The following is a 23,454-nucleotide window of genomic DNA, read 5'->3' on the forward strand; positions in this document are numbered from 1 at the left end:
ACAGTCAGCCGCCTCTCAACTCTGCCCGATTCCGCAAGAGGCTGTCTACGTTCGAACGTTTACGATTCCGCCGGCCGCGCGGCCGGGAACACGTCCACCTGGCCCGGCCGCCGGAGCACATACATGGCGTGCGTGCGGAGCGGCGGGACTGCCGCCAGCGGCCCGTACAGCCATGGCGCGAACCGCCCGACCCGGCGCGCTACCGGCGGCGCGAGGGTCAGGGTCTTCACCCGCATCGGACAGCGCGGGAACCACCGGCGGATGTCGTCCTCCAGCACCGGGTGCACGTTCGGGTTCGCCGGGTTCCGCCGCCGCATGTCGTACACAATGATGAGCCCGCCCGGCCGGGTGATGCGCACCAGTTCGCCCGCAATCCGCTGCGCCACGTCCTCATCGGCCACCGAACTGAACAGCGTGAACGCCAGCGCAAGGTCGAATGCCCGGTCGGGCTCGGGAATCCGCTCCGCGCTCCCCTCGTGCACCCGGATATCGCTCGACCTCGACCGGCAGTACGCCACGGCCGCCGGGTCGATGTCCTGGCCCGCAAGGTTCTGCGGCTTTGCGCCCCACTGCACCAGCAGGCGGAGGTTGTACCCCGTCGAGCACCCGGCTTCGAACGCCCGCAGCTCCGCCAGCGAACTCCAGCCCACCCGCGCGAACAGCCGCGCCAGGTAGCGCTCGCGCTCCTGGACCATGAGGAGGTTGCCGGGTTGCAGGATTGAGTGGTCCGCCATGCCCCCTGCCAATCTACGCGCCCGCCTCCCTCGGGAAAAGCCGTATCATCCGGGCCATGCCCATCGAACAGGAGTACATTGACCGCCACCCCGGCTCCCGCGCCCTCTATGAGCGCGCCTCGCGCGTCCTCCCGAGCGGGGTCACGCACGATAGCCGCTACCTTCGGCCGTTCCCCATCTACGCCGACCGGGCTGAAGGTGCCCACAAGTGGGACGTCGATGGTCACGAATACATCGATTACGTCGTCGGGCACGGCGCGCTCCTCCTTGGCCACAACCACCCGGCGGTGACCGCCGCGGCGGCCGCCCAGCTCGCCCGCGGCACCCATTACGGCGCCAGCCATCTCCACGAAATCGAATGGGCCGAAGAGGTGACCCGCCTCGTGCCTGCCGCAGAGGTCGTCCGCTTCACCTCCTCCGGCACCGAAGCGACCCTCATGGCCCTCCGCCTCGCCCGGGCCGCCACCGGAAAACCTGGCGTCATCAAGTTCGAACGCCACTTCCACGGCTGGCACGACTACGTCGTCGCCGCTTCGAGCTACGCGGGCCGCACGCCGCCCGGCATCCCTGCGGCCACCCTCGAGTCGGTCCTCGTCCTGCCGCCTGACCTCGAGGCCGTCGAATCCGCCTTCGCCGCCCGCGACGATATCGGCACCGTCATCGTCGAGGCCGCCGGGGCTTCCAGCGGGCAGGTGCCGCTCCCGAACGGGTTCCTCCACGGCCTCGCCGAAATCTGCCGCAGACGCGGCGCCGTCTTCATCATGGACGAGGTCGTGACCGGTTTCCGCTGGGCGCCCGGCGGCGTCCAGGAGGTCGAAGGGATCCGCCCCGACCTCGTGACCCTCGCCAAGATCCTCGCCGGCGGATTCCCCGGCGGCGCCGTCGCCGGCCGCCGCGACCTCCTCGAATACCTCCAGTTCCCCGGCGGCGGCCCCCGGACCGAAAAGGTCGGCCACCCGGGAACCTTCAACGCCAATCCCCTCTCCGCAGCCGCCGGCGTCGCCTGCCTCCGCGAAATCGCCGACGGCACCCACCAGCGCCGGGCTGCCGAACTCGCCGCATCGCTCCGTTCCGGCATGAACGCCGTCCTCTGCGAACTTGGCATCCCCGGCGTCGTCTACGGGCAGTCCTCCGCCTTCCGTGTCCTCCTCGCCGGGACGATGGTCCCCGAAGCCCAGGACTACGACGGCCGCGAGCTGCCCCGCACCCTCCTCGAGTCGCCAACGCCGCCCGAGCGCGCCCGCCTCCTCCAGCTTGCGCTCCTCAACCGCGGCGTCCAGCTCTTCGGCACCGCCGGCATGCTCAGCTCGGCCCACACGGAGCACGACATCGATGCCACCCTCGATGCCTGGCGCGATTCGCTCCTTCAGCTCCGCGCCGAGGGCTACCTCGATTCCGCCTGACTCCAAACCGCATCTGGAATCCGCTACACTGGCGCCATGCTGCAGTCCGTGCTCTTCTTCCTCGTGCTCGGGCTCCCCTTCTTCCTCTACCTGCTGAACGCTTACCTCGCCCAGCGGGACGCCCGGAAGGGCATGGGCGGCGGCATCGCCGGCGGTATCCCCCGCCCAAAGGAAGCGAAAACGCCGCGCGCGAGTGCCAGGAAGGCCCGCGTCCGCCGTGCGCGGGTGTCGAATTGTGGCCGCACCTTCTCCCACTTCGCCCTGGCCCTCGTCGGGTCCTCCGCCAGCTGCCGCTACTGCACCTACCTTGAGCCGGTCGCGCCTCCCCCTCCCGGCGGGAACGACCCGCTCGACGAAACCGAGGCTGCCATCCGCGCCGCCGAAGAGATCATCGACCAGTCCCGCCATTGAGCCCGCGCCGCCGGAGACACCGCGGCATGCCTCCGGCACAATGCCTCCATGCAGTACACCCGTCTCGGCCGCACCGGCCTCCCCGTCTCCCGCCTCTGCCTCGGCACCATGACCTTCGGCTTCCAGTGCGACGAAGCCACCTCCTTCGCCATCATGGACCGCGCCTTCGAGGGCGGCATCACCTTCTTCGATACCGCCGACGTCTACCCCATCGGCGCTCCCCCCGGCGCACAGGGCCGGACCGAGGAGATCATCGGCCGCTGGCTCGCCCGCACCGGCAACCGCAGCCGCATCATTCTCGCCACCAAGTGCTTCGGCCGTGTCGGCCCCGCCCGCTGGGACCAGGGCAATTCCCGCAAGCACATCCTGGATGCGGTCGATGCCTCCCTCCGCCGCCTCGGCACCGACTACATCGACCTGTACCAGCTCCACGGCCCGGACCCCGAAACACCCATCGACGAAACCCTCAAGGCCCTCGATGACCTCGTTCGCTGGGGGAAGGTCCGCTATATCGGCTGCTCGAACTTCCTGGCCTACCAGGTCGCCCGCGCCATCGGCCGCAGCGAGGTCCTCGGCGTCGCCCGCTTCGATTCCGTCCAGCCCCGCTACAACCTCCTCTTTCGCGAAATCGAACGGGAGCTCCTCCCCCTGTGCGCCGAAGAGGGCATCGGCGTCATCCCGTACAACCCGCTCGCCGGCGGCCTCCTGACCGGAAAGCACAACCCCGAGACTGGCCCGGAAGAAGGCTCCCGCTTCACCCTCGGGACGGCCGCCCAGCGCTACCAGGAGCGGTACTGGCACGGCCGCATGTTCGAGACGGTCGAGCAGCTCCGCCCCATCGCCGCGGAGGCCGGCATGTCGCTCGCTCAGATGGCCGTCGCCTGGGTCATGGCCAACCCCGTCATCACCGCCCCGATCATCGGCGCCAGCCGCCCCGAACAGCTCGCCGATACCCTTGCCGCCGCCCAAACGCCGCTTCCGCCGGAGCTCAAGCAGCGCCTCGACGACCTCACCCTCGAATACCGCCGGGGAGACGCCGCCCGCTGATGTCCGAGCTCTCCGCCCTGCTCGATATTGCCCTCCGCGCTGCCGCCCTTGCCGGCGAAACGATCATGCCCATCTACGCCAGCCCCTTCGCCGTCGAGCGGAAGGCCGACCGCACCCCGGTGACCGAGGCTGACCGCCGCGCCGAACTTGCCATGCGCGAATTCTTCGCCCGCGAAACTCCCGGCTTCGGCGTCCTCGGCGAAGAGTTCGGCGAAACCCCCGGCGACGGCCGCCACCGCTGGATCATCGACCCCATCGATGGCACCAAGTCGTTCATCCACCGCGTCCCCCTCTTCGGCACACTCGTCGCGCTCGAGCGCGATGGCGAGCCTGTCGTCGGGGTCATCGCCTGCCACGCCGTCGGCGAAACGGTTGCCGCCGCCGCGGGGCTCGGCGCACGGCTCAATGGCGAGCCCTGCCGCGTCTCCCGGGTCGCATCGCTCGACGAGGCAACCCTGACCATGACCTCCTTCGCCCGGACCGCCGCCCGCCGGCCCCTGGGGTACCGTGCGCTCGTCGAACGGTGCGGCCTCGCCCGGGCCTGGGGCGACTGCTACGGCTACCTCATGGTGGCAACCGGCCGCGCCGAGATCATGCTCGACCCCGACATGAGCATCTGGGACGCCGCCGCCCTCCAGCCGGTCATCCGCGAGGCCGGCGGCCGCTTCAGCCAGTGGGATGGCAACCCCGCCCTCGGCGACTCCGCGGTCGCAACGAACGGCCTGCTCCACGGCGAGGTGATCGCCCTCCTCGCGGCCGACCTCGCCTGACGAACGCCCGAAGCTCCGCACAATGCGCGAGCGCCCGCCGGCCGACGGGCGCTCGCTGCGCGTTCGGTTCCTCGCTGAAGGCCTGGCGTCAGGCTTTCCCGATTTTGAACATCTTCGTCCCGCAGACCGGGCAGGTGCCCTCGGTCGCGGGCTTCCCGTTCTTCATCGTGATCGCCTTCGGGTCCTTCATTTCGCGCCGTTCCCGGCACTTCAGGCAGTAGGCTTCCAACGAACCCTCCTTCTCCCCGTCCTGCGACGGGCCCGGCAAATATTGTGAGAGTGCCTACGCAGTTACGCAGACCTGCCGGCCACCTCGGATGATCCGCCTCGGCCCATGTGGTGTCAACCAGAAAATGAACCTGTTAGCGACATAACAAACAGAATTGCCCGGTTCAGGCCCGAAACACCTTCACCGGCTGCACCGAACCGCCTGCATCGACCGCGCCGACGCCAAGGAATTGCCCGGCGGTGCTGTACACCCGCGCCGCCGGGGCCGGCCGCAGCGCTCCCCCGGCGCGGTGTACGTTCCCGTGCACGAACGCCGCCGCGCCGGACGGTCCGAGCAGCGCGCAGTCGTGCTCCAGCAGCGCCTCGTCGGCCGGGAGAACGGCCTCCCCTGCCCGGCCCATGCCAGCCAGTCGCTCCAGCTCCTCGACCGACCACGCCTCGTCCACGGCGAACCGTCCCGACCGCAGCCGCCGCAGGCTCGCCAGGTGCGCGCCGCAGCCCAGCGCCTCCCCGATGTCCCGCGCGAGGCTCCGGATGTACGTCCCGGGCCCGCACCGGACATCGATCCGCAGCCGGTCGGCCGCGAGGAGCGTCAGCTGCAGCTCGAAGACCTCGACCGGCCGCGCCGCGAGCTCAACCGCCTTCCCCTGCCGCGCGAGGTCGTATGCCCGCTGCCCGGCAACCTTCACGGCGCTGTACGCCGGCGGGACCTGGGCGATTCTGCCGGTGAACTGCCGCGCCAGCCGCTCCAGCGTGGCGCCGTCGAGGGGCGGAACCGGGCGCCGCGCCGTCACCGCCCCCTCGCAATCCGCCGTGTCGGTGGCGATGCCGAGCACGATTTCGCCCGTGTAGGTCTTCTCGTGCGCCATCACGTACTCCGAGAGCCGGGTGGCCTGCCCGAGGCACAGCACCAGCAGCCCCGTGGCAAAGGGGTCCAGTGTGCCCGCATGGCCGGTACGCGGCTGGCCGAGCAGCCACCGCACCTTCGCCACCACGTCGTGGCTCGTCCACCCGGCCGGCTTGTCGACCAGCAGGATGCCGTCGGGGCCGTTAGTCGCCCGCTTCCTCGCCACGGCGCTCCGCACTCACCTGGTGGATCAGTTCCGCGAGCCGTGCCCCCCGTTCGATCGAGGGGTCGAACCGGAACACCAGCTCCGGAACGTTCCGCAGCGAGAGCCGGTGCACCAGCTCGCGGTGCAGGAACGGCGCCGAATGCTGCAGCCCCTCGAGCGCCTCGGCGCGCTCCTGCTCGCTCCCGAGGTGCGAGACATACACCACGGCCCGCCGCAGGTCCGGCGACACCTGCACCTCGGTGATGGTCACCATCCCCCGCGAGACCCGCGGGTCCTTCACCTCGCGCAGCAGCAGCTCCGAAATCTCTGCGCGGAGCAGTTCGCCCACGCGCGTCGTGCGCATACTCATGGCGCCCTCCGGAGCGTCAGCTCACCCGCTCTTCGTGGTAGAACTCGATGACGTCCCCGACCTGGAACTTGTCGAACCCTGAGATGACGATGCCGCACTCGTAGCCGGCCTGCACTTCGCGGACGTCGTCCTGGAACCGCTTGAGGCCCTCGCACCGCCCCTTCCAGACCTCCTCCTTGCCGCGCAGAACCCGCGCGAGCGACCCGCGCCGCACCACGCCGTCCGTCACGTAACACCCGGCAATCTGCCCGACACGACTCGACTTGAAGACTGCGCGCACCTCGGCATGTCCGTCCACCACGGTCTTGTAGACCGGCTCCAGCATGCCCTGCAGTGCCTTCTCGATGTCCTCGAGGAGCTGGTAGATGATGTTGTACGTCCGGATTTCGACGCCGACAGCCTCGGCCCGCTTCTTCGCGCCCGGCTCCACCCGCGTATTGAACCCGATGATGATGCCGTTCGAGGCCTCCGCCAGCATCACGTCGTTGTCCGTGACTGGCCCCGTCGCCGCGTGGATGATCCGAATCTTCACCTCGGGCGTGCTCAGCCGCTCTAGCGCGCCCTTGATCGCCTCCGCGGTCCCGCGGACGTCCGTCTTCAGGATGATGATCAGCTCCTTCAGCTTCCCGGCGCTGATCTCGTTGAACAGCGTGTCGAGATTGACGCGGGCGTGCTGGGTCTGCTCCTGCGCCTCGCGCTGCCGCTTCCGCTCCTCGACGATCTGCCGCGCCACCTTCTCGTCGGCAACCACGCGCAGCCGGTCGCCGGCCTCCGGCACATCTTCGAGCCCGAGGATGACCACCGGCGTCGATGGTCCGGCCTCCTTCACCCGCTTGCCGGTGTCATCGAGCATCGCCCGGACCTTGCCGCTCGTCTCCCCGACAACCACCGCGTCACCCTGCCGCAGGGTCCCCCGCTGCACCAGCACGGTCGCAATCGGCCCGCGGTGCGGGTCCAGCTCGGCTTCAATCACCACGCCTGAGCCCGGCCGGTTCGGGTTTGCCTTCAGCTCGCTGATTTCGGCCACGAGGTTGATCGCCTCGAGCAGGTCGCCGATGCCCTGCCCCGTCGCCGCGGAAACCGGCACGCAGACTGTGTCGCCGCCGTACTCCTCCACAACGATGCCGTACTCCGTCAGCTGCTGCTTCACCCGGTCCGGGTTCGCTGCCGGGAGGTCGATCTTGTTGATGGCCACGATGATCGGCACCCCGGCTGCCTTCGCGTGGTTGATCGCCTCCACCGTCTGCGGCATCACGCCGTCATCGGCGGCGACCACCAGCACGGCGATGTCGGTGACCTGCGCTCCGCGCGCCCGCATCGCGGTGAACGCCGCGTGGCCCGGCGTATCGATGAACGTAATGAGCTGCCCGTCCCGCTCGACCTGGTAGGCGCCGATGTGCTGCGTAATGCCGCCCGCTTCGCCCGCTGCCACCCGCGTCTTCCGAATCGCGTCCAGCAGGCTCGTCTTCCCGTGGTCCACGTGCCCGAGGATCGTCACCACCGGCGGCCGCGGCTTCAGCGATGCCGGGTCGTCCGGCTCCTCCTCCGGCTCGATGAGCGGCGTGCCCGGCTCCGGCTCAGCAGCGGCCTCCAGTTCCGGTTCGAACCCAAGCTCCACCGCGACCAGGGCCGCGGTGTCGTAGTCGATCGTCTGATTTTGCCCGGCCATTACCCCGTTGGTCATCAGCCGCTTGATGACCTCGACCGGCGAAACCCGCAGCAGGTCCGCCAGCTCCTTCACCGTCAGGGCGTCCGGGATTCGCACGGTCGTGCGGGACGAAGATTTTGCCGTCATACGCTATCGCCTTCCTTCGCCGGCAACGCCAACCCGAAGGCCCGCAGGGCTTCGATATCGTCCACGGCCGGGGTAATTTTCAGTGCATTCTTTATCGTACCCCCTCGCAGCGCTTTCTCCCAGCACTCGCGATAGGGGTGCACGTACGCCCCGCGCCCGTTCGCCTTCCCGCTCGGGTCGACCACCACGCGCCCTTCCGGCGTCCGCACAATGCGGATGAGCTCGCGCTTCCCCTGCTCAGCCCTGCAGGCGATGCACGTCCGTTGCGGCTGCCGTCGTGGTCGAACTCCCTGCGCGATCGTTGGCGCCTCCAGCTGTCAGCTGCCGCGGCCCGCACCCCATCAGTGGATGCGGCCCGCGTAATCGATGTCGTCCATGTCGTCGCCTTCGTCGTAGAACCGGGGCGCACGCTTGCCCTTCTTGCCGGCCGACTTCTTCGGAAGTGGCTCGTCTTCATCGTCGCGTCGCGGCAGCACGTCCTCCGCGAACCGGATCGAGGAGGGTCGAGACTCCTCGATGATGGCGGCCGGGATTTCGTACTCCTCGTCCTCTTCCTCGCCGTAATCCTCCGATTCGCGCTCTTCGCCGCGCGGCACCGGGATCGATTCGACAATCGAGGCGAACGAAATCTCTTCTTCCTCTTCCTCGTACGCCGGCTCCGGCTCCGGCTGCGGGCGCGGCGGCTCCGCCGTGACCGCAGTGGCCTGTGCACCCGCGGGTGCCGCCTCCTCGGCAGCCGCAGCCACCTGCTCGGCCTGCTGGAGGATATCGATGTCGGGCGCCTCGCCCGGGGCATAGGGCTCGAACGCCATCGGTGCTTCCGCCTCGCCTGCCTCCTGGCGCGCCTTCGCCGATTCGCTCAGGATGGTAATCCGCCACCCCGTCAGCTTCGCGGCCAGGCGCGCGTTCTGCCCGTCCTTGCCGATCGCCAGCGACATCATCTTGTCCGGAACCACCACCGAGGCGAGCCGCTCCGCCGGGTCGATCTCCACTTCCGAAACCTGCGCCGGGCTCAGCGCGTTCGAAACGAACTTCGCCGGGTCCGGGTCCCACTTGATCACGTCGATCCGCTCGCCGTTCAGCTCGTTGACGATGTTCTGAATGCGGGTCCCGCGCACCCCAACGCACGCCCCGATCGGGTCGATGGCAGGGTTGCGCGCCCAAACGGCGATTTTGCTCCGGTGGCCGCCTTCCCGGGCGATGCTCTTGATTTCCACCGTGCCGTTCTTGATCTCCGGCACCTCCATCTCGAACAGCCGCCGCAGCAGGTTCCGGTGGGCCCGGCTGACCACGATCTGCGGCCCCTTCGAGGCCCGGTTCACTTCCACCACCAGCACCCGCACCCGCTGCCCCGCCCGGAGGTGCTCGTTCCGCACCTGCTCGCTCGCGGGCAGCACCGCCTCAGTGCCCCGCCCAAGGTCGAGAATCACCTGCCGCGGCTCAACTTTCTGCACCGTGCCGACGATCAGTTCCCCGACCTTGCCGATGTACTCCTCGTAAATGGCGTCGCGCTCCGCCTCGCGCAGCCGCTGTAGCACCACCTGCTTCGCCGTCTGCGCCGCGATCCGCCCCGCGTTCTTCGGGACCTCCTCCTCGAAGTCGAGCACGTCGCCCGGGCGCGCATCCGGCTTCCACTTCCGCGCCTCCTCGACCGTCATCTCGATGCGCGGGTTCTCCACCTGCTCCACCACGAACATCTGGCGGTACGCGCGGATCTCGCCGTTGCGCGCATCGATCTTGACGTACATGTTCGGCGCATCGTCCTCCTCGCGCCGGAAGGCCGAGGTCAGCGCCGCTTCGACGGCCTCGTACACGGTCTCCGGCGGGAGGTTCTTCTCTGCCGCGAGCTGGTTCAGCGCCAACAACAGTTCGTTCTTCATGCTCTCAACAAAAAAGTGGGCGCCGGCGCCCACTCCCGGATGGAATCGCTGGCCATAGCATACCACGTTCCTCCCGGGCCGTGATCAGCCCCCGCGCCGATCCGCTACCCTGAAACCATGCCGCGCATCTACCTCGACCACGCAGCAACCACGCCCCCCGACCCGCGCGTCGTCGAAGCCATGCTCCCCTTCTTCACCACCCACTGGGGCAACCCATCGAGCATCTACCTCGAGGGACAGGAGGCGCGCCGCGCGGTCGATGCCGCCCGCAAGACCATCGCCGACCTCCTCGGCGCCAGCCCGAAAGAGATCGTCTTCACCTCCGGCGGCACCGAATCCGACAACGCCGCCATCCGCGGCGCAGCCTTCGCCCAGCGCGCCCGTGGCCGCGGCAACCACATCGTGACCACCGCCATCGAGCACCACGCCGTCCTCCACACCGTCGAGCAGCTCGAACGCGAAGGCTTCCGCGCCACCTACCTCCCGGTCGACCGCGACGGCGTCGTTTCGCTCGACGCGCTCGCCGAGGCCGTCGGCCCCGAAACCATCGTCGTCTCGATCATGACCGCGAACAACGAGGTCGGCACCATCCAGCCGGTCGCCGAGGCGGCCCGCATCGCCCGTGAGCGCAACCCGCGCGTGGTCGTCCACACCGACGCGGTCCAGGCTGCCGGCTCGCTCGATATCACCCCCGCGAAACTCGGGGTCGACCTGCTGAGCCTCGCCGGGCACAAGATCTACGGCCCGAAGGGCATCGGGCTCCTCTACATCAAGAACCGCACGCCGTGGCAGCCCTTCATCCTCGGCGGCAGCCAGGAGAAGGAGCGCCGCGCCGGCACCGAAAATGTCCCCGGCATCGTCGGCCTCGCGGTCGCGATGCAGCTTGCCTGGCAGGAGCGCGACGCCTTCAACGCCCACGTCTCCCGCCTGCGCAATCGCCTCCTCTTCGAACTCCCTGAGCGCATCCCGGACACCGTGATCACCGGCCCGGCCGACCCCGAGCGCCGCCTCCCGAACAACTTCTCCTGCTGCTTCCGCAACGTCGAGGGAGAGAGTGTCCTCCTCGCGCTTGATATGGCCGATATCGCCGCCAGCAGCGGCTCAGCCTGCACCACCGGCGCTCTCGAACCGTCCCATGTCCTTACCGCCATGGGCATCGATCGCGACCTCGCCCATGCCTCCCTTCGCCTCACCCTCGGCCGCCACACCACCGACGCCGAGATCGACCGCGTCCTCGACGTGCTTCCCGGGATCGTCCAAAAGCTGCGCGCCCTCGCCGGCGCCTAGTGAATCCCCTGGTGCGCCAGGAAGTCGAGGATGTCCTGCACCGTGCGGATGTTCTCCGCGTCCTCGTCGCGGATTTCGAACTCCGCCTGGTCGGCAAACTCCTCCTCGATCGCAATCGTCAGGTCGACGATATCGAGCGAGTCGGCCCGCAGGTCATCCACGAGGCTCGCCTCCGGCGTCACCTCGTCGGGGCTCACCTTCAGCTGCCGAACCACCACATCGCGAACTCGTTCGAACACTGTTGCCATTGGCGATTGCTCCCCTCGGTGTGATGTGCGCTGCCGGGCGTTCGCTAGGCTACGTCAGCGCTCGTACTTGCGGAAGATCACAGACCCGTTCTGGCCCCCGAATCCGAACCCATTTGCCGCCGCCGCCCGGACGCGCATCTCGCGCGCCTTCAGCGGCACGTAGTCGAGGTCGCACTCCGGGTCCGGGTGCTCCAGGTTGATCGTCGGCGGCACCACGTCGTGGTACACCGCCAGCGCCGCGGCCAGCGCCCCCACCGCCCCGGCCGCACCCAGCAGGTGCCCGACCATCGATTTCGGCGAACTCACCGCCAGGCGGTAGGCGTGCTCCCCGTACGCCAGCTTGATCGCCTTCGTCTCGGCGACGTCGTTGAGCGGGGTGCCCGTGCCGTGCGCGGCGATGTAGTCCACATCCTCGGGCCGAAGCCCAGCGTCGCGGAGCGCTTCCGTCATCGCGTCGCACGCCCCCGACCCATCCTCCAGCGGCGCCGTGATGTGGTAGGCATCGCAGCTCAGGCCGCCGCCGGCCAGCTCCGCGTACACCCGCGCGCCCCGGGCCCTTGCCCGCTCCTCCGACTCGATGACCATCACCACCGCGCCTTCGCCGAACACGAACCCGTCGCGGTCCCGGTCGAACGGGCGGCTCGCTTTCTCCGGCTCGTCGTTCCGCCGGCTGAGCGCCTTCATGTTCGCCAGCGCCGCAATCGGGAGCGGGTGGAGCGCAGCTTCCGTCCCGCCCGCAAGCACCACATCACACCGGCCCGACGCAATCAGCTGCTTCGCCTCGATATAGCTGTACAGCCCGCTCGCACACGCGGCCACGCTCGCCATCGCCGGGCCGCGCAGCCCGAGGTGCATCGAAACCTGGCAGGCGCCCATATTCGGCGCCATCGTCGGCACGTAGAACGGGCTGACGCGGTTCGGCCCCCGCTGCTGCAGCACCAGCACCTCTTCCATCGTGTCGATTGCGCCGCCCGAGCCCGTGGCGATGGCCGAGCCCGCCCGACGACGCTCCTCGTCCGCCAGGACGAGGCCCGCGTCCTCCGCCGCCAGCTTCGCCGCTGCCACAGCGAGCTGCGCGAACCGCGACATCCGCCGCGCCTCTTTTGTGTCCATGTACCGCCCGGGCTCGAAGCCCTTCACCTCGGTGGCAATCCTCACCGGCAGGTCGGTGGCATCGAATCGCGTAATCGGCCCCGCGCCCGAAACGCCCGCCACAAGGTTCTCCCAGAACTCGTGCGCGGTCAGTCCAATCGGCGTGATGGCCCCCACGCCGGTCACCAGTGCTCGCCTCACAGGCTGTTCTCCCCGGTCAGTCGACCTTCCGGAATATCAGACACGCGTTGTGGCCGCCCAGCCCCACCGACGTCGTCATCGCCACGTTCACCGGCATCGCCCTCGCCACGTTCGGCACGTAGTCGAGGTCGCACTCCGGGTCGGGCGTCGTGTAGTTGATAGTCGGCGCCACTTTCTGGTCGCGGATCGCCATCACGCAGGCGAGCGCCTCCACCGAACCGCTTGCACCCATGCAGTGCCCGGTAATTGGCTTCACCGATGAAATCGCTGCCCGGTACGCCGCCGGCCCCATGACCTCTTTGAAGACCAGCGTCTCGACCCGGTCGTTCAGCGGCGTCCCGCTCCCGTGCGGGTTGATGTAGTCAATCTCCGAAGGGTCGATGCCCGCCTTCCGGATTGCCGCCACCACCGCGCGCTTCAGCCCGCGCCCGGTCTCGTGCAGCGCAATCATGTCGTACGCGTCGTTCGACGTCCCGTACCCGATGACTTCGCAGTAGATCCGTGCCCCCCGCGCCCGCGCGTGCTCGTACTCCTCGAGGACCATGCCGCATGCCCCCTCCCCCGCAATGAACCCGTCCCGGTGGAGGTCGAACGGCTTCAGCGCTTTCTCCGGGTGCTCGTTGTCAGATGCCAGCGCCCGCATCGAACACCACGTCGCGTGGTAGATCGGCAGCAGCACCGCCTCCGAGCTCCCGGTAATCACCGCGTCGGCGTCGCCCCGGCGGATCGTCTCGAAGGCCTCTCCGATCGCCGCCGCACCTGTCGCGCAGGCCGCCACCGGCGCGTAATTCGGTCCCCGCGCGCCCGTCGCGATCGCAATGTGCCCGCTCGCCGCGTCCGGGATCAAATTGGCCACGAGGAACGGCGTAATCCGCCGCGGCCCCTTCTCCTCGAGGATCCGCTGGTGCTCGAGGAGCATGTCCGTGCCGCCGGCCCCCGACCCGAAAATCACGCCGACCATGTCCGCGTTCTCCTCGGTGACCTTCAGCCCGCTGTCGGCAACGGCATCGAGCGCTGCGGCCACGCCGAACTGCACCGAGCGGTTCATGTACCGCTGCTGCTTGGGGTCGACCCGGTCGCCCAGCTCGAATCCCTTCACCTCCGCCTGGATGCGGACCGGGTACGGCTCCGGGTCGAAGAGCGTGATCGGCCCGATGCCGCTCCGCCCCTCCAGCATCGCCTGCCAGGTCTCCTCCGCCGTGTGCCCGACGGCAGTCACCGCGCCGACGCCCGTCACCACCACGCGCCTCGTCATTGTGCAGCTGCCTCCACGAGTGCCCACCGCTCCGAGAGCATCCCTTCATAGTCATCGCTGATCGCGACGCTGTTGACGCTGTAGTCAATCCGCCGCACCAGCTTCGTCAGCACCGACCCGGGCCCGACCTCCAGGAACATGTCGGCCCCCTCGTCCCGCATCCGCTCAATCGTCTTCTGCCACTGCACGCCGTGCGTGAGCTGCTCCTTCAGCTCCTGGCAGACCTCCGCGCCCGTGCGCAAAAGGCTCGCATTCACGTTGCCCACGAGCGGCCGGATCGGGTCCTTCACCTTCACCCGGTCGAGGAGGGCCGCCATCCCCTCGCTCGCCTTCGCCATCAGCGGCGAGTGGGAGCCGATGGTGATCGGCAGCCGCACCACCCGCCGCGCCTTCGCCTGTTCCGCGAGCTGCATCGCCCGCTCGAGCGGCTTCAGGTAGCCCGAAATCACGCTTTGCCCTTCGCAGTTCGAATTCGCCAGCCCGACGTAGCCCTCCTTCGACGCCTCGGCGCAAATTTCGAGCACCTTCTCCTCAGGCAGGCCGAGGATCGACGCCATGCCGCCCGGGTTCTCCCGGCCGGCTTCCTCCATCAGCCGTCCGCGGGCATCGACCAGCTCCAGCCCGTCCTCGAACGAAATCGACCCGGCGGCCACCGCCGCGGTGAATTCGCCCATCGAATGCCCCGCGAACAGGAAGGGCTGGAATGACCTCCCAATGGATGCCCAGCGCTCTTTGAGCGCCTCGAGCCACGCGATCGAGGTCACAAACGTGGCGGGCTGCTGGTTCCGCGTCGCTTCGAGCTCTTCTGCAGGGCCCTCCCAGCACAGCTTCGAAAGGTTGCGCTCCAGCAGCTCGTCAGCGCGGCGGAACACATCGCGCGCCGCCTTCGAAACCTGGGCGAGCTTCTGTCCCATGCCGACGTGCTGCGAGCCCTGACCCGGGAAAATCAGGGCCAGCCGCGACCACGGCTTGATCTCCTGGTCCATCCGAACGGTCCCTTCGTTCCGCAGGCCTCCACGGCCCGGTTGGGCATGGAGGATACCAGTCCGTCCGGCAGCGGGCGAAGGTTTGCCACCCCCGAACCGTCCCCCGCCATCAGAGCAGGCTTGCCGGGTCGATGTCGACCTGCCACCGGTCGCCGAGCCGCACCTGCCCGATGAGCGTGCCCGGCGCCCGCCCCCGCAGGAGGATCTGCCACCGCACCTCGCCCCGGACCCGCGGGATGAACGGCCGCGTCGGCCCCAGGATCTCCGGCTCGGCCCGCCCCGCCGCGTCGCGCAGCACCCGCAGCTCCCGCGCAACCCGGCTCGCCTCCTCCAGCCCCGCCGTTTCATCGTGGTGCCGGTAGACCAGCCGCGCGATGCGCGAAAACGGCGGGTACCCCGCCCGCCGCCGGTGCGCAATCTCGCTTTCGTAAAAACCCCGGTAGTCATGCTCCGCCGCCGCCACGATTGGTGGCGCCTCGGGTTCATACGTCTGGATGAACACCCTGCCCGGCCGGTCTCGCCGGCCTGCCCGGCCCGCCACCTGGCTCAACAGCTGATATGTCCGCTCAGCCGCCCGGTAATCCGGGAGGCTCAGGCCGACGTCCGCGTCGACCACCCCCACGACCGTCAGGCGCGCGAGGTCGAGTCCCTTCGCCAGGAGCTGTGTCCCAACCACGATATCGACCCGCCCGGCCTCCAGCTCGGCCACCATCCGCTCATGCGCGTCCCGCGTGCGGGCCGTGTCGCTGTCCCAGCGCGCCACCCGCGCCCCGCGGAACACTGCCCGCGCCTCCGCCTCCACGCGCTGCGTCCCGACCCCGAACGGCCGGTATCGAAGGCTGTCGCAGTTCGGGCACCGGTCCTCAAGCCGCTTCGTCCGGCCGCAGTGGTGGCAGCGCAGCATCGCATGAATCGATGCCTCGGCGTCGAGGCTCATCGCCACCTCGCATGACGGGCAGAGCGGCAGGAACCCGCAATCCCGGCAGAGCACGAACCGCGCCGATCCCCGCCGGTTCACGAACAGGATCGCCTGCTCGCCCGCCGCCAGCGCCTCCCGCACGGCCTGCCGCAGCGCACGGCTGAACATGCTCCGGTTGCCTGCCTGCAGCTCCTCCCGCATGTCCACTACCTGCACCGACGGCAGCGCGCCTTCGGTCACGCTCCCGTCCTCGGCCGGCGCCAGCCGCGTGGCCAGCTCGACCCGCGCAATCTGCCCGGTCTCCGACCGGTGGTAGGTCACCACATCCGGCGTCGCGCTCCCGAGGACGACCCGGGCGCCAGTCAGCTCACCCAGCTTCACCGCAACATCCCGCGCGTGGTACCGCGGCACCGGGTCCGACTGCTTGTAGGTCCACTCATGCTCCTCGTCGAGCACGACCAGTTCGAGCCTCCGGACCGGCGCGAACACAGCGCTCCGCGAACCGAGCACGAGCCGCGCCTCGCCGCGCTCCACCCGGAACCACTGGTCGTACAGCTCGCCGGTCGAAAGCCGCGAATGGAACACCGCCAGATCGTCGCCGAACCGTTCCCCGAACCGCCGGATCGCCTGGGGCGTCAGCGAAATCTCCGGCACCAGCATGATCGCGCCGCCGCCCGCCCCCAGCGCCCGCCCCACGAGGTCGAGGTAGACCTCGGTCTTCCCCGAGCCCGTCACCCCGTGGATCAGCGTCACCCGCTCCCGCCACGCCGTTTCCGCCGCGGCCAGCTGCTCCGCACTGAGCGCCGGCGGCGGCCGCTGCCCGCCCCGTACGGCGGCAACCGGGTCGCGCTCCACCCGCCGCTCGTTCGTGCGGATGAATCCGCGCTCCGCCAGCCGCTCAAGGTGTGCCGGTGTCGTCCCGAGCGCCCGAACGGCGGCCAGGGGCAGGTCGGGCTCCTCCGCCAGCCGCAGCAGCACCCGCCCCTCAACCGACCGGGGCCGCGCTTCCAGCAGCCGTTCGGCCTCGGCGCGCGCCGCGTCCGGGTCGACAGCCAGGGCGACCCGCCGCTCGAACTTCGGCCGCCCGGTCGGCCGGGCGAGCCCTTGCGTCACTGTCAGGTGGCCCTCCTGCTGCAGCCGCTGCAGCGTCGTCAGCGAAACCGGGCCCACCGCCTCCCGTAGTTCGTCCAGCGTCACCCGCCCGTGTTCGGCGATGTACTGCAAGATCGCACGGTCCTTCGGGTAGACCGGCAGCAGCGGCGGCACGTCGACGGGAGACACCATCGTCACCGGCCTCTGCCCGAACCCTGCCGGCAGGCAGCACGCCACGCACTCCCACAGCGGCGCCAGGTACTCCTCGCAAACCCACTCCGCCAGGGCGATCCGGGCCGGGTCGAGGAGCGGCTCGGGGTCCATCACCGCGCTGATTGGCCGCACCGCCTCGACATCGCTCCGATCGCGCATCCGCAGGACAATCCCCTGCACGATCCGCGGCCCGAACGGCACGAAGACCGCCATCCCCGGGGCGACCTCCATCCCCGGAGGCACGGCGTAGGTGAATGGCCTCCGGGCCGGCTGGGTCGTGTGGACCGCAACCTCGGCGAATACCGTCCCCTCCGGGGGAACGAACGCCGGGTCGACCGCGTGTGCCGGGTGATCGCTCACACGCAGATGGTACGCCCCGGCAATGCAGCCCTCAGCCCGCTGCCTCCGCTTCCGGCACCCGCGGCTCGGCTGCCGCCGGTTCTGCCACAACGGCGCCGCGCGTCAGCCAGAGGAACAGCGGGATGCCCGCCGCCATCACCGCCCCGCCGAAGAAGAATGCCCCTTCGAGCTGGAAGAGGCTGACCACCACCCCCGAGAGCAGCGACCCGGCGACGATGCCGATCCCGTTCGAGGCCGAGCTGAGCCCCAGCACCGTGCCCATCCCCGCCCGTCGGCCGGCCACAACCTGGATCGCGCCGGCGGCCACCATCGAGAGCGAACTCGTCGCCCCCATCCCCAGCAGCACCGCCACCGCCGCGCCGTAGCTTGGAACCACCCCCAGGCTCGCCAGCAGGGCGGCGTACGCCGCCAGGCCGCCCGCCACGAGCAGGCGCCGGTCTCGGCGGTCCGCAATCCGGCCCAGGACCGGCTGGGCAAGCCCTCCCGTGATGTCCTGCATCGCGAACGCCAGGCCGATCATGATCGGCGTCGCGCCGATCCCCTCCTCCAGCCGCAGCGCCAGGAAGCTGAGCGTTGCCCCGGCCGCCACCGCAACCATGCCCGCGTGCAGCGTGACGGCGAGCACCACCCGGTCGCCCAGCGCCTCCCGGAACGTGCGGTCCGTGCGCCCAACCGTGCCGCCGGCCTTTCTCGTCGCCCGGCGCTCCAGCTCGGCCGGGCTGTGCCGCGGCAGCCACAGCGTAAGCACCAGCGCCGAAAGCGCCATCATCGCCGCCATCGCGACGAACACCGACCGGAACCCCAGCACTTCGCGCAGCACCCCGGCCACCAGCGGGCCGGTGCCGAACCCCACGATGTCGGCCGTGGCGAACACCCCCAGCCACCGCCCCTCCTGCCCGCGCGGCGTCAGGTCGCCGACGTACGCCCGCGCCACCGAAAAGATGAGGCTCGTGCCCAGCCCCGAGAACGCCCTGAACGCGATCACCTGGTAGAAGTTCTGTGCGGTCAGATACCCGAGCGCAGCGATGAGATAGACCAGCAGCCCCGCCACGATGAACGGCTTCCGCCCGTACCGGTCCGAAAGCCGCCCCGCGAACGGCCCCACAAACGTCTGCACAATCGCAAAAACCGAGAACGTGAGCCCAAGCCAGATGCCCGTCGCGCCCAGCCGCTCGGCGTACACCGGCAGCAGCGGGCTCACCATCGAAATGCCCATCGTCGCGACGAAGACCGCAACGTACAGCGCGACGAACGGACGCGAGCGCATCGCTTCGAGCCTACCCGATCGCTTCCTGGACCGCTCGGTGAGCCTTCGGCAGACCGGGTGCTACACTCGCAGGAGCCTCCACGCCCCGGTCGGTTCGCCCATGAGAAAGATCTTCGACGTCCATATCCACTTCCCCCGCAACTGGGAAAACCCGGACGAAGACCAGGCCCCCATGGTCGACCGCCTCGCCGACATCGCGTCCCGGGTCGGCATCACCAAAGGCTGTATGCTCACCGGCGGCCGCTTCGGCCCCTCCTACGAGCGCGGGATGGAGATCCTCGAGAAGTACCTCGACCTCTTCATCCCCGTCGCCGTCATCGACCCCGAGGAGATCGGCCCCGACGAGGTCCAGCACCTCTACGACATGGGCTACCGCGGCCTGAAGCTCATCGGCGTCGCCCGCCCCTACGACGAGCCGGACTACCTCCCGACCTACGCGAAGGCCGAGCAGCTCGGCATGCCCATCCTCTTCCACATGGGCGTCATCGGCGGCGGCCTTGATTACTCCATCACCCACCCGCGCCGCAGCGCGGCCGCAGCCCAGGCCTACCAGCGGATGATGGCCATGCAGGAGCGCATGCCACCGCGCAACGTCTCCGCCGCGCGGATGTCGCCGCTGCATCTCGACACCATCGCCAACCGCTTCCCCAGGCTGAAGATCATCGGCGCACACGTCGGCAACCAGGGCAACTACGACTACGCCGCCTCCGTCGCCCGGTGGCGACATAACGTCTGGTTCGATATGAGCGGCGGCGAAACCATCGAACGCCACCTCGTCGAACGGAAGCTCCTAGCTGCCAATTCGCAGGGCGAGTTCGGTGTCGAGAAGCTCGTCTGGGGAAGCGACTGCGGCATGGACGAAATCGCCGAGCACATTCGCCGCTTCGAAATCATGTACGAGCAGCTGGGCCTCACCGAGGACGAACAGGAGCGCCTCTGGTGGCGTAACGCCGCCGAGATCTACGGCCTCGAAGAGCCCGTGTTCGCAGCGGAGTAACACCCTGGCCGCCCACTCCGCACCGGCCCCCGCCCAGCGCACCGACGGGCTCGTCGCCCGCATCGTCCTTCTGACCTTCGTGGCCGCAGGCGGCCTCGCGGCCTCCGTTACCCTCCGCCCCGAGCTTCCCTGGCTGCCCTGGCTCACCGCCGCCCTGGTCGCCTTCGCCACCGATGGCATCGTCCGCAGCCACCCGGGGTGGTCCGGCGGCCCCCTCGACTCGCTGGTCTACACCTTCCTCCCGGCCCTCGGCGTCATCGGCGCCGCGCTCTTCATCGACCACGCCATCGTCGGCTACGCCCGGCCCGCGCTCGCGCTCGTGGCCGCCCTCTCTGTCGGCGTCGTCGCCTTCGGCGAGTACCAGACCGTCGATGTCCGGTCCCGCCTCTACGGCCCCTTCCGCCTGGTCATGGCCGTCGCCACCTACCTCGTCGCGTTCTCCTTTTACGCCGTCCTCTTCACCCGGGACGACCCCCTCGGGTTCGCCAGCCTGGCCGTTGGCGCCGTCAGCATGCTCCTCGCGCTCGAACTCCTCCGCGAAAGCCGGATCACCGGCCCGAGTTCACTCCTTGTCGCTCTCGCCATCGGCATCTCGCTCGCCGAACTCCGCCTCGCGCTCTACTTCTTCCCGCTCGATGGCCTGCTCGCCGGCGCCCTCCTCGTCATCGCCTTCTACCTCGCGACCGGCATCGTCCACCACCTTCTCGACCACGACCTTGAATGGGCGACCGCCGCCGAGTACGCCGTCGTCACCACGGTCGCGTCAGCGGCGGTCATCGTCGCGCGCATCTTCGCGTAGGCGTCACGCTGCGGGGCGGCCGCTGGCCGGAGCTCTGCGCAGCGGCCAGCCGGCCACCATCTGCATCCGCTGAATTCCGTGAGCTCGGGCCATGTGCCACTCGAGCCACTGGCGTTCTGCCTGGCCAGCGGCCGCAAACCGCGCCCGGCAAACAGGACACTGAGTCATCATTGCCACTCCTTTCATCAGGTTCAGTATCGGCTCGCACGTGTGAACGAACCGATCCGGGAAACCCCGCTCCTCGGCCTGAATTGCGCCCGAACGCACGCTTGCCCGCTGCTCCGCCATCAGGTGAACTGTCGCCGTGGCGACCCTCACCATCTGCTCCTGGAACGTCAACGGCCTCCGCTCCGCGCTCAAAAGCGGCCATTTCGAGGCGTGGCTCAAGTCCACCGCTCCCGACATCGCCGGCTTCCAGGAGGTGAAGGCAACGCCCGACCAGATCGACGACGAGCCCTGGACGGCCCTCGGCTACCGGTCGTGGTGGCATCCCGCACAGCGCGCAGGCTACAGCGGTGCGCTCTTGCTTTCGAAACCCGAGCCGCTCGAAGTCCGTCTCGGACTCGGTATCGAACGATTCGATATCGAAGGGCGCGTCATCCAGGCCGACTACCCGGAGTTCACCCTCCTGACATCCTACTACCCCAATGCCGGCCGTGGCGAGGACCGCCTCGCCTACAAGCTCGAGTTCTACGAAGCCTTCCTGGCGCACGTGAATCACCTCCGCGACCAGGGCCGCTCGCTCGTCTTCATGGGCGATTTCAACATCGCCCACACCGAAATGGATGTCGCCCGCCCGCAGGAGGCGGCAAAGGGAACCGGCTTCCTGCCCGAAGAGCGCGCCTGGATTACCCGCATCATCGAAAACGGCTACGTCGATACCTTCCGCGCACTCCACCCCGACCAGCGCGACGCCTACACCTACTGGGACCCCTGGCGCGAACGTCGCGCCCGCAACATCGGCTGGCGCATCGACTACGTCTTCGTCAGCCAGGACCTCATGCCGCGGGTCCGCCGCGCCTTCATCCAGCCCGAGGTCATGGGCTCCGACCACTGCCCGGTCGGCATCGAACTCGAACTCTAGCGCCGCACGCCCTTTCCCTCACGCTCGCGTAAACGTACAGTTTGCGCCATGCCGCGCATCCCCATCCCTGGCGCCGATACGACGTTCCGCGCACTGCGACACCGCAACTACCGCCTCCTGTGGCTCGGCCAGACCGGCCACTCGGCCACCCTCTGGATGGACCAGGTCGCCCGCGCCGTCCTCATCCTCGACCTGACCGACTCCGCGGTCATGCTCTCCCTGGTCATCGCCACCCGCCTCGCCCCCATCCTCTTCTTCGGCCTGGTCGCCGGGGCCGTCGCCGACCGTTACGACAAGAAGCGCATCCTCACGGTCACCCAGTGCGTCTCCACCGCCTGTCACCTCTTCATCGGCATCGTGGCGGTCACCGGCCTGGTCGAAGTCTGGCACGTTTTCCTCACCGCGGCTGTCTCCGGCACCGCGATGGCCTTCAACCAGCCCGTCCGACAGTCCCTCATCCCGCGGACCGTCCCGCCCGAAGACCTGCTCAACGCCGTCGCCCTCAATTCCACCGCGCTCAGCTTCATGCGGATCGGCGGCGGCGCCATCGCCGGCAGCCTCCTCCTGGTGCTCAGCGTGGGTGGCGTCTACCTCGTCACAGCCGGCATCTACCTCTTCGTCATCCTCACCACCCTCCTCATGCGCTTCGACGGCGACACCGCCGGGAAGCGCCGCAGCGAGTCCGGCCTCTTCGGCGACCTCGCCGAAGGCTTCCGCTACATCGCCGGCCAGCCGGTCCTGTTCGTCGTCACCGCCCTCTCCCTCATCCTCTTCGTCTTCGGCTTCCCCTACCAGCAGGTCTTCGTGTCGCTGCTCGCGAAGAAGACGCTCGACCTTGGCGATTCCGGCGTCGGCTTCCTGGCCGGCGCCACCGGTGTCGGCGCCTTCGCCGGGTCGCTGTTCGTCGCCTGGAAGTCGAATATCGCCCGTCCAGGCGTCCAGCTCATGATCAACATGCTCGTCTTCGGCGCCGCCCTCGTCGCCATCTCCCTCCAGGCGAACGTCTGGCTTACCGCGCTGCTCCTGGCAGTCGCCGGCAGCATGACGGTCACCTACATGGCGTTCACCAACGGCATCCTCCTTTCGAACAGCCGCCCGGAGATGCACGGCCGCGTCATGTCCCTCCTGAGCCTCGACCGCGGGCTCATCCCGCTTGGCGCCATCCTCGCCGGTGCCCTTGTGCAATCCCTCGGAATCCGCCCCGGCCTCTTCACGCTTGGCTCCACCATCATCGCGATGAGCGGGCTCGTCCTCCTCCTGTTCGGCCGCCGTCTCGCCGAGATTCGCTCGGACGGCGCGCTTCGCGGCCATGCGGCCGTGCCGCCGCCCCGCGAAGCCGCGGCGCCCGCCGGGCAGGCGCCGGCCCCTCGGGAACTCCCCCGCAGCCTTTGACCGCGCGCCCCGCCCTTCGTATGGTGTACCGTGGAACGGCGCCGCGGCGGTGCGGCCGCCATTCGCCCGCGGTCGGGGTGTAGCGCAGCCTGGTAGCGCACTTGAATGGGGTTCAAGAGGTCCCGCGTTCGAATCGCGGCACCCCGACCATCATCCTCTCCTGCGCCTGTGCTACGTTCCGGCAGGTCGGAAGTACGGCAGCGTAATCTCCTCGGTGACGTCGTCGAACACGACCTCGAGCCGCATCCCGATCCGCACCGCGTCGGGGTCCACCTCCACCAGCCGCGAGGTCATCCGCGGCCCTTCGTCCAGCTCGACCACCGCGATGACGAACGGCACATCATGCTCGAAGTCCGGCGAGGTTGGACGCCGCGCCACCGTGTAGCTGTACAGCGTGCCCTTTCCCGACGCCTCGACCCATTCGAGCCGGTTCGAGAGGCACCCTGGGCAGTGCGACCGCGGGTAGAAGATCATGTGTCCCGCCTCGCACCGCTGCAGGAGCAGCCGGTGCTGCCGCGTGCCGTCCCAGAACGGTTGCGTAATCGGGGTCGGCACGGGTAGCGGTTCAATTG

The 23,454-nt window shown here is 69.1% G+C and carries 22 protein-coding genes, 1 tRNA gene and 1 pseudogene; 10 read left to right on the forward strand and 14 right to left on the reverse strand.

Annotated features, from left to right (window positions below; translation table 11 throughout):
- Positions 1–59 precede the first annotated feature (59 nt).
- Positions 60–734 carry a class I SAM-dependent methyltransferase gene (locus Tbon_RS11270; protein WP_158067797.1) on the reverse strand — a complete coding sequence of 225 codons (675 nt, stop codon included), beginning with the start codon at positions 732–734 and terminating at the stop codon, positions 60–62.
- A gap of 56 nt (positions 735–790) precedes the next feature.
- Between Tbon_RS11270 and Tbon_RS11275 the strand changes: the two genes are divergently transcribed.
- From Tbon_RS11275 to Tbon_RS11290, 4 genes are read left to right on the forward strand one after another with little or no spacing between them, the layout of a single operon-like run.
- On the forward strand, positions 791–2,137 hold the full coding sequence (locus Tbon_RS11275) for an aspartate aminotransferase family protein (RefSeq protein ID WP_158067798.1): 1,347 nt from the start codon (positions 791–793) through the stop codon (positions 2,135–2,137).
- Positions 2,138–2,173: 36 nt separating this feature from the next.
- A complete protein-coding gene (locus tag Tbon_RS11280; protein ID WP_158067799.1) occupies positions 2,174–2,548 on the forward strand; it encodes a hypothetical protein in 375 nt (124 codons plus the stop codon).
- A gap of 48 nt (positions 2,549–2,596) precedes the next feature.
- The gene (locus Tbon_RS11285) at positions 2,597–3,595 is read left to right on the forward strand and encodes an aldo/keto reductase (protein ID WP_158067800.1); all 999 of its coding nucleotides are present in this window, start codon (positions 2,597–2,599) and stop codon (positions 3,593–3,595) included.
- On the forward strand, positions 3,595–4,365 hold the full coding sequence (locus Tbon_RS11290; protein ID WP_158067801.1) for an inositol monophosphatase family protein: 771 nt from the start codon (positions 3,595–3,597) through the stop codon (positions 4,363–4,365). Before Tbon_RS11285 ends, Tbon_RS11290 begins: the two co-directional genes overlap by 1 nt.
- Before the next feature lie 88 nt (positions 4,366–4,453).
- Here Tbon_RS11290 and Tbon_RS13960 read toward each other — a convergent pair whose 3' ends face one another.
- From Tbon_RS13960 to nusA, 6 genes are all read right to left on the reverse strand, one after another.
- Positions 4,454–4,594, reverse strand: coding sequence for a DUF5679 domain-containing protein (locus Tbon_RS13960; protein ID WP_192498226.1), 141 nt, complete (start codon positions 4,592–4,594; stop codon positions 4,454–4,456).
- A 163-nt stretch (positions 4,595–4,757) separates the two neighbouring features.
- Complete coding sequence (gene truB, locus Tbon_RS11295) at positions 4,758–5,666, reverse strand: tRNA pseudouridine(55) synthase TruB (protein WP_192497943.1); 909 nt, start codon at positions 5,664–5,666, stop codon at positions 4,758–4,760.
- Positions 5,644–6,009 (reverse strand): 30S ribosome-binding factor RbfA, encoded by a 366-nt coding sequence (rbfA, locus tag Tbon_RS11300; RefSeq protein ID WP_263970070.1) that lies wholly within the window; start codon positions 6,007–6,009, stop codon positions 5,644–5,646. Before rbfA ends, truB begins: the two co-directional genes overlap by 23 nt.
- 22 nt (positions 6,010–6,031) lie before the next feature.
- Positions 6,032–7,810, reverse strand: a complete 1,779-nt coding sequence (gene infB, locus Tbon_RS11305; RefSeq protein ID WP_158067804.1) for a translation initiation factor IF-2 — start codon at positions 7,808–7,810, stop codon at positions 6,032–6,034.
- Positions 7,807–8,124, reverse strand: coding sequence for an RNase P modulator RnpM (rnpM, locus tag Tbon_RS14520; protein WP_374761726.1), 318 nt, complete (start codon positions 8,122–8,124; stop codon positions 7,807–7,809). Before rnpM ends, infB begins: the two co-directional genes overlap by 4 nt.
- Before the next feature lie 27 nt (positions 8,125–8,151).
- Positions 8,152–9,690 carry a transcription termination factor NusA gene (gene nusA / locus Tbon_RS11315; RefSeq protein ID WP_158067805.1) on the reverse strand — a complete coding sequence of 513 codons (1,539 nt, stop codon included), beginning with the start codon at positions 9,688–9,690 and terminating at the stop codon, positions 8,152–8,154.
- A 117-nt stretch (positions 9,691–9,807) separates the two neighbouring features.
- Here nusA and Tbon_RS11320 point away from each other — a divergent pair, with 117 nt between their 5' ends.
- Positions 9,808–10,977 carry a cysteine desulfurase family protein gene (locus tag Tbon_RS11320; protein ID WP_158067806.1) on the forward strand — a complete coding sequence of 390 codons (1,170 nt, stop codon included), beginning with the start codon at positions 9,808–9,810 and terminating at the stop codon, positions 10,975–10,977.
- Here Tbon_RS11320 and acpP read toward each other — a convergent pair.
- The 6 genes and pseudogenes from acpP to Tbon_RS11350 form a co-directional block, all read right to left on the reverse strand.
- Entirely contained in the window at positions 10,974–11,225 is a 252-nt protein-coding gene (acpP, locus tag Tbon_RS11325) for an acyl carrier protein (protein ID WP_158067807.1), read from the reverse strand. The genes Tbon_RS11320 and acpP overlap by 4 nt on opposite strands.
- 54 nt (positions 11,226–11,279) lie before the next feature.
- Positions 11,280–12,518, reverse strand: a complete 1,239-nt coding sequence (fabF, locus tag Tbon_RS11330; RefSeq protein ID WP_158067808.1) for a beta-ketoacyl-ACP synthase II — start codon at positions 12,516–12,518, stop codon at positions 11,280–11,282.
- A gap of 16 nt (positions 12,519–12,534) precedes the next feature.
- Positions 12,535–13,773, reverse strand: a complete 1,239-nt coding sequence (fabF, locus tag Tbon_RS11335; protein ID WP_158067809.1) for a beta-ketoacyl-ACP synthase II — start codon at positions 13,771–13,773, stop codon at positions 12,535–12,537.
- Positions 13,770–14,759, reverse strand: coding sequence for an ACP S-malonyltransferase (gene fabD / locus Tbon_RS11340; RefSeq protein ID WP_158067810.1), 990 nt, complete (start codon positions 14,757–14,759; stop codon positions 13,770–13,772). The genes fabF (Tbon_RS11335) and fabD overlap by 4 nt, the downstream gene beginning before the upstream one ends.
- A 109-nt stretch (positions 14,760–14,868) precedes the next feature.
- Positions 14,869–17,343, reverse strand: a complete 2,475-nt coding sequence (gene priA, locus Tbon_RS11345) for a replication restart helicase PriA (protein WP_158067811.1) — start codon at positions 17,341–17,343, stop codon at positions 14,869–14,871.
- 31 nt (positions 17,344–17,374) lie between these two features.
- Positions 17,375–18,628: pseudogene (locus tag Tbon_RS11350) on the reverse strand (MFS transporter); the annotation flags it as partial.
- A gap of 82 nt (positions 18,629–18,710) precedes the next feature.
- Here Tbon_RS11350 and Tbon_RS11355 point away from each other — a divergent pair.
- The 5 genes from Tbon_RS11355 (at position 18,711) to Tbon_RS11375 (ending at position 23,032) form a co-directional block, all read left to right on the forward strand.
- Positions 18,711–19,607, forward strand: coding sequence for an amidohydrolase family protein (locus tag Tbon_RS11355; protein WP_192497944.1), 897 nt, complete (start codon positions 18,711–18,713; stop codon positions 19,605–19,607).
- 79 nt (positions 19,608–19,686) lie between these two features.
- Positions 19,687–20,406: a DUF5656 family protein gene (locus Tbon_RS11360; RefSeq protein ID WP_158067814.1), complete on the forward strand. Its 720-nt coding sequence runs from the start codon at positions 19,687–19,689 to the stop codon at positions 20,404–20,406.
- A 304-nt stretch (positions 20,407–20,710) separates the two neighbouring features.
- The gene (locus Tbon_RS11365) at positions 20,711–21,490 is read left to right on the forward strand and encodes an exodeoxyribonuclease III (RefSeq protein WP_158067815.1); all 780 of its coding nucleotides are present in this window, start codon (positions 20,711–20,713) and stop codon (positions 21,488–21,490) included.
- 48 nt (positions 21,491–21,538) lie between these two features.
- Complete coding sequence (locus Tbon_RS11370) at positions 21,539–22,882, forward strand: MFS transporter (protein ID WP_158067816.1); 1,344 nt, start codon at positions 21,539–21,541, stop codon at positions 22,880–22,882.
- Between the two features lie 73 nt (positions 22,883–22,955).
- A tRNA-Pro gene (locus tag Tbon_RS11375) sits at positions 22,956–23,032 on the forward strand.
- A 21-nt stretch (positions 23,033–23,053) separates the two neighbouring features.
- Here Tbon_RS11375 and Tbon_RS11380 read toward each other — a convergent pair.
- Positions 23,054–23,437 (reverse strand): Zn-ribbon domain-containing OB-fold protein, encoded by a 384-nt coding sequence (locus Tbon_RS11380; RefSeq protein ID WP_225734610.1) that lies wholly within the window; start codon positions 23,435–23,437, stop codon positions 23,054–23,056.
- Between the last annotated feature and the right edge of the window lie 17 nt (positions 23,438–23,454).

Origin of the sequence: Tepidiforma bonchosmolovskayae (assembly GCF_008838325.1) — a bacterium.
Classification (GTDB): Bacteria; Chloroflexota; Dehalococcoidia; order Tepidiformales; family Tepidiformaceae; genus Tepidiforma; species Tepidiforma bonchosmolovskayae.

Coding starts and splice junctions, on each gene's coding strand:
- Tbon_RS11270 (WP_158067797.1), bottom strand. CDS start 734: ATGGCGGACCACTCAATCCTGCAACCCGGCAACCTCCTCATGGTCCAG.
- Tbon_RS11275 (WP_158067798.1), top strand. CDS start 791: ATGCCCATCGAACAGGAGTACATTGACCGCCACCCCGGCTCCCGCGCC.
- Tbon_RS11280 (WP_158067799.1), top strand. CDS start 2,174: ATGCTGCAGTCCGTGCTCTTCTTCCTCGTGCTCGGGCTCCCCTTCTTC.
- Tbon_RS11285 (WP_158067800.1), top strand. CDS start 2,597: ATGCAGTACACCCGTCTCGGCCGCACCGGCCTCCCCGTCTCCCGCCTC.
- Tbon_RS11290 (WP_158067801.1), top strand. CDS start 3,595: ATGTCCGAGCTCTCCGCCCTGCTCGATATTGCCCTCCGCGCTGCCGCC.
- rbfA (WP_263970070.1), bottom strand. CDS start 6,009: ATGCGCACGACGCGCGTGGGCGAACTGCTCCGCGCAGAGATTTCGGAG.
- infB (WP_158067804.1), bottom strand. CDS start 7,810: ATGACGGCAAAATCTTCGTCCCGCACGACCGTGCGAATCCCGGACGCC.
- nusA (WP_158067805.1), bottom strand. CDS start 9,690: ATGAAGAACGAACTGTTGTTGGCGCTGAACCAGCTCGCGGCAGAGAAG.
- Tbon_RS11320 (WP_158067806.1), top strand. CDS start 9,808: ATGCCGCGCATCTACCTCGACCACGCAGCAACCACGCCCCCCGACCCG.
- acpP (WP_158067807.1), bottom strand. CDS start 11,225: ATGGCAACAGTGTTCGAACGAGTTCGCGATGTGGTGGTTCGGCAGCTG.
- fabF (WP_158067809.1), bottom strand. CDS start 13,773: ATGACGAGGCGCGTGGTGGTGACGGGCGTCGGCGCGGTGACTGCCGTC.
- fabD (WP_158067810.1), bottom strand. CDS start 14,759: ATGGACCAGGAGATCAAGCCGTGGTCGCGGCTGGCCCTGATTTTCCCG.
- Tbon_RS11355 (WP_192497944.1), top strand. CDS start 18,711: ATGAGAAAGATCTTCGACGTCCATATCCACTTCCCCCGCAACTGGGAA.
- Tbon_RS11370 (WP_158067816.1), top strand. CDS start 21,539: ATGCCGCGCATCCCCATCCCTGGCGCCGATACGACGTTCCGCGCACTG.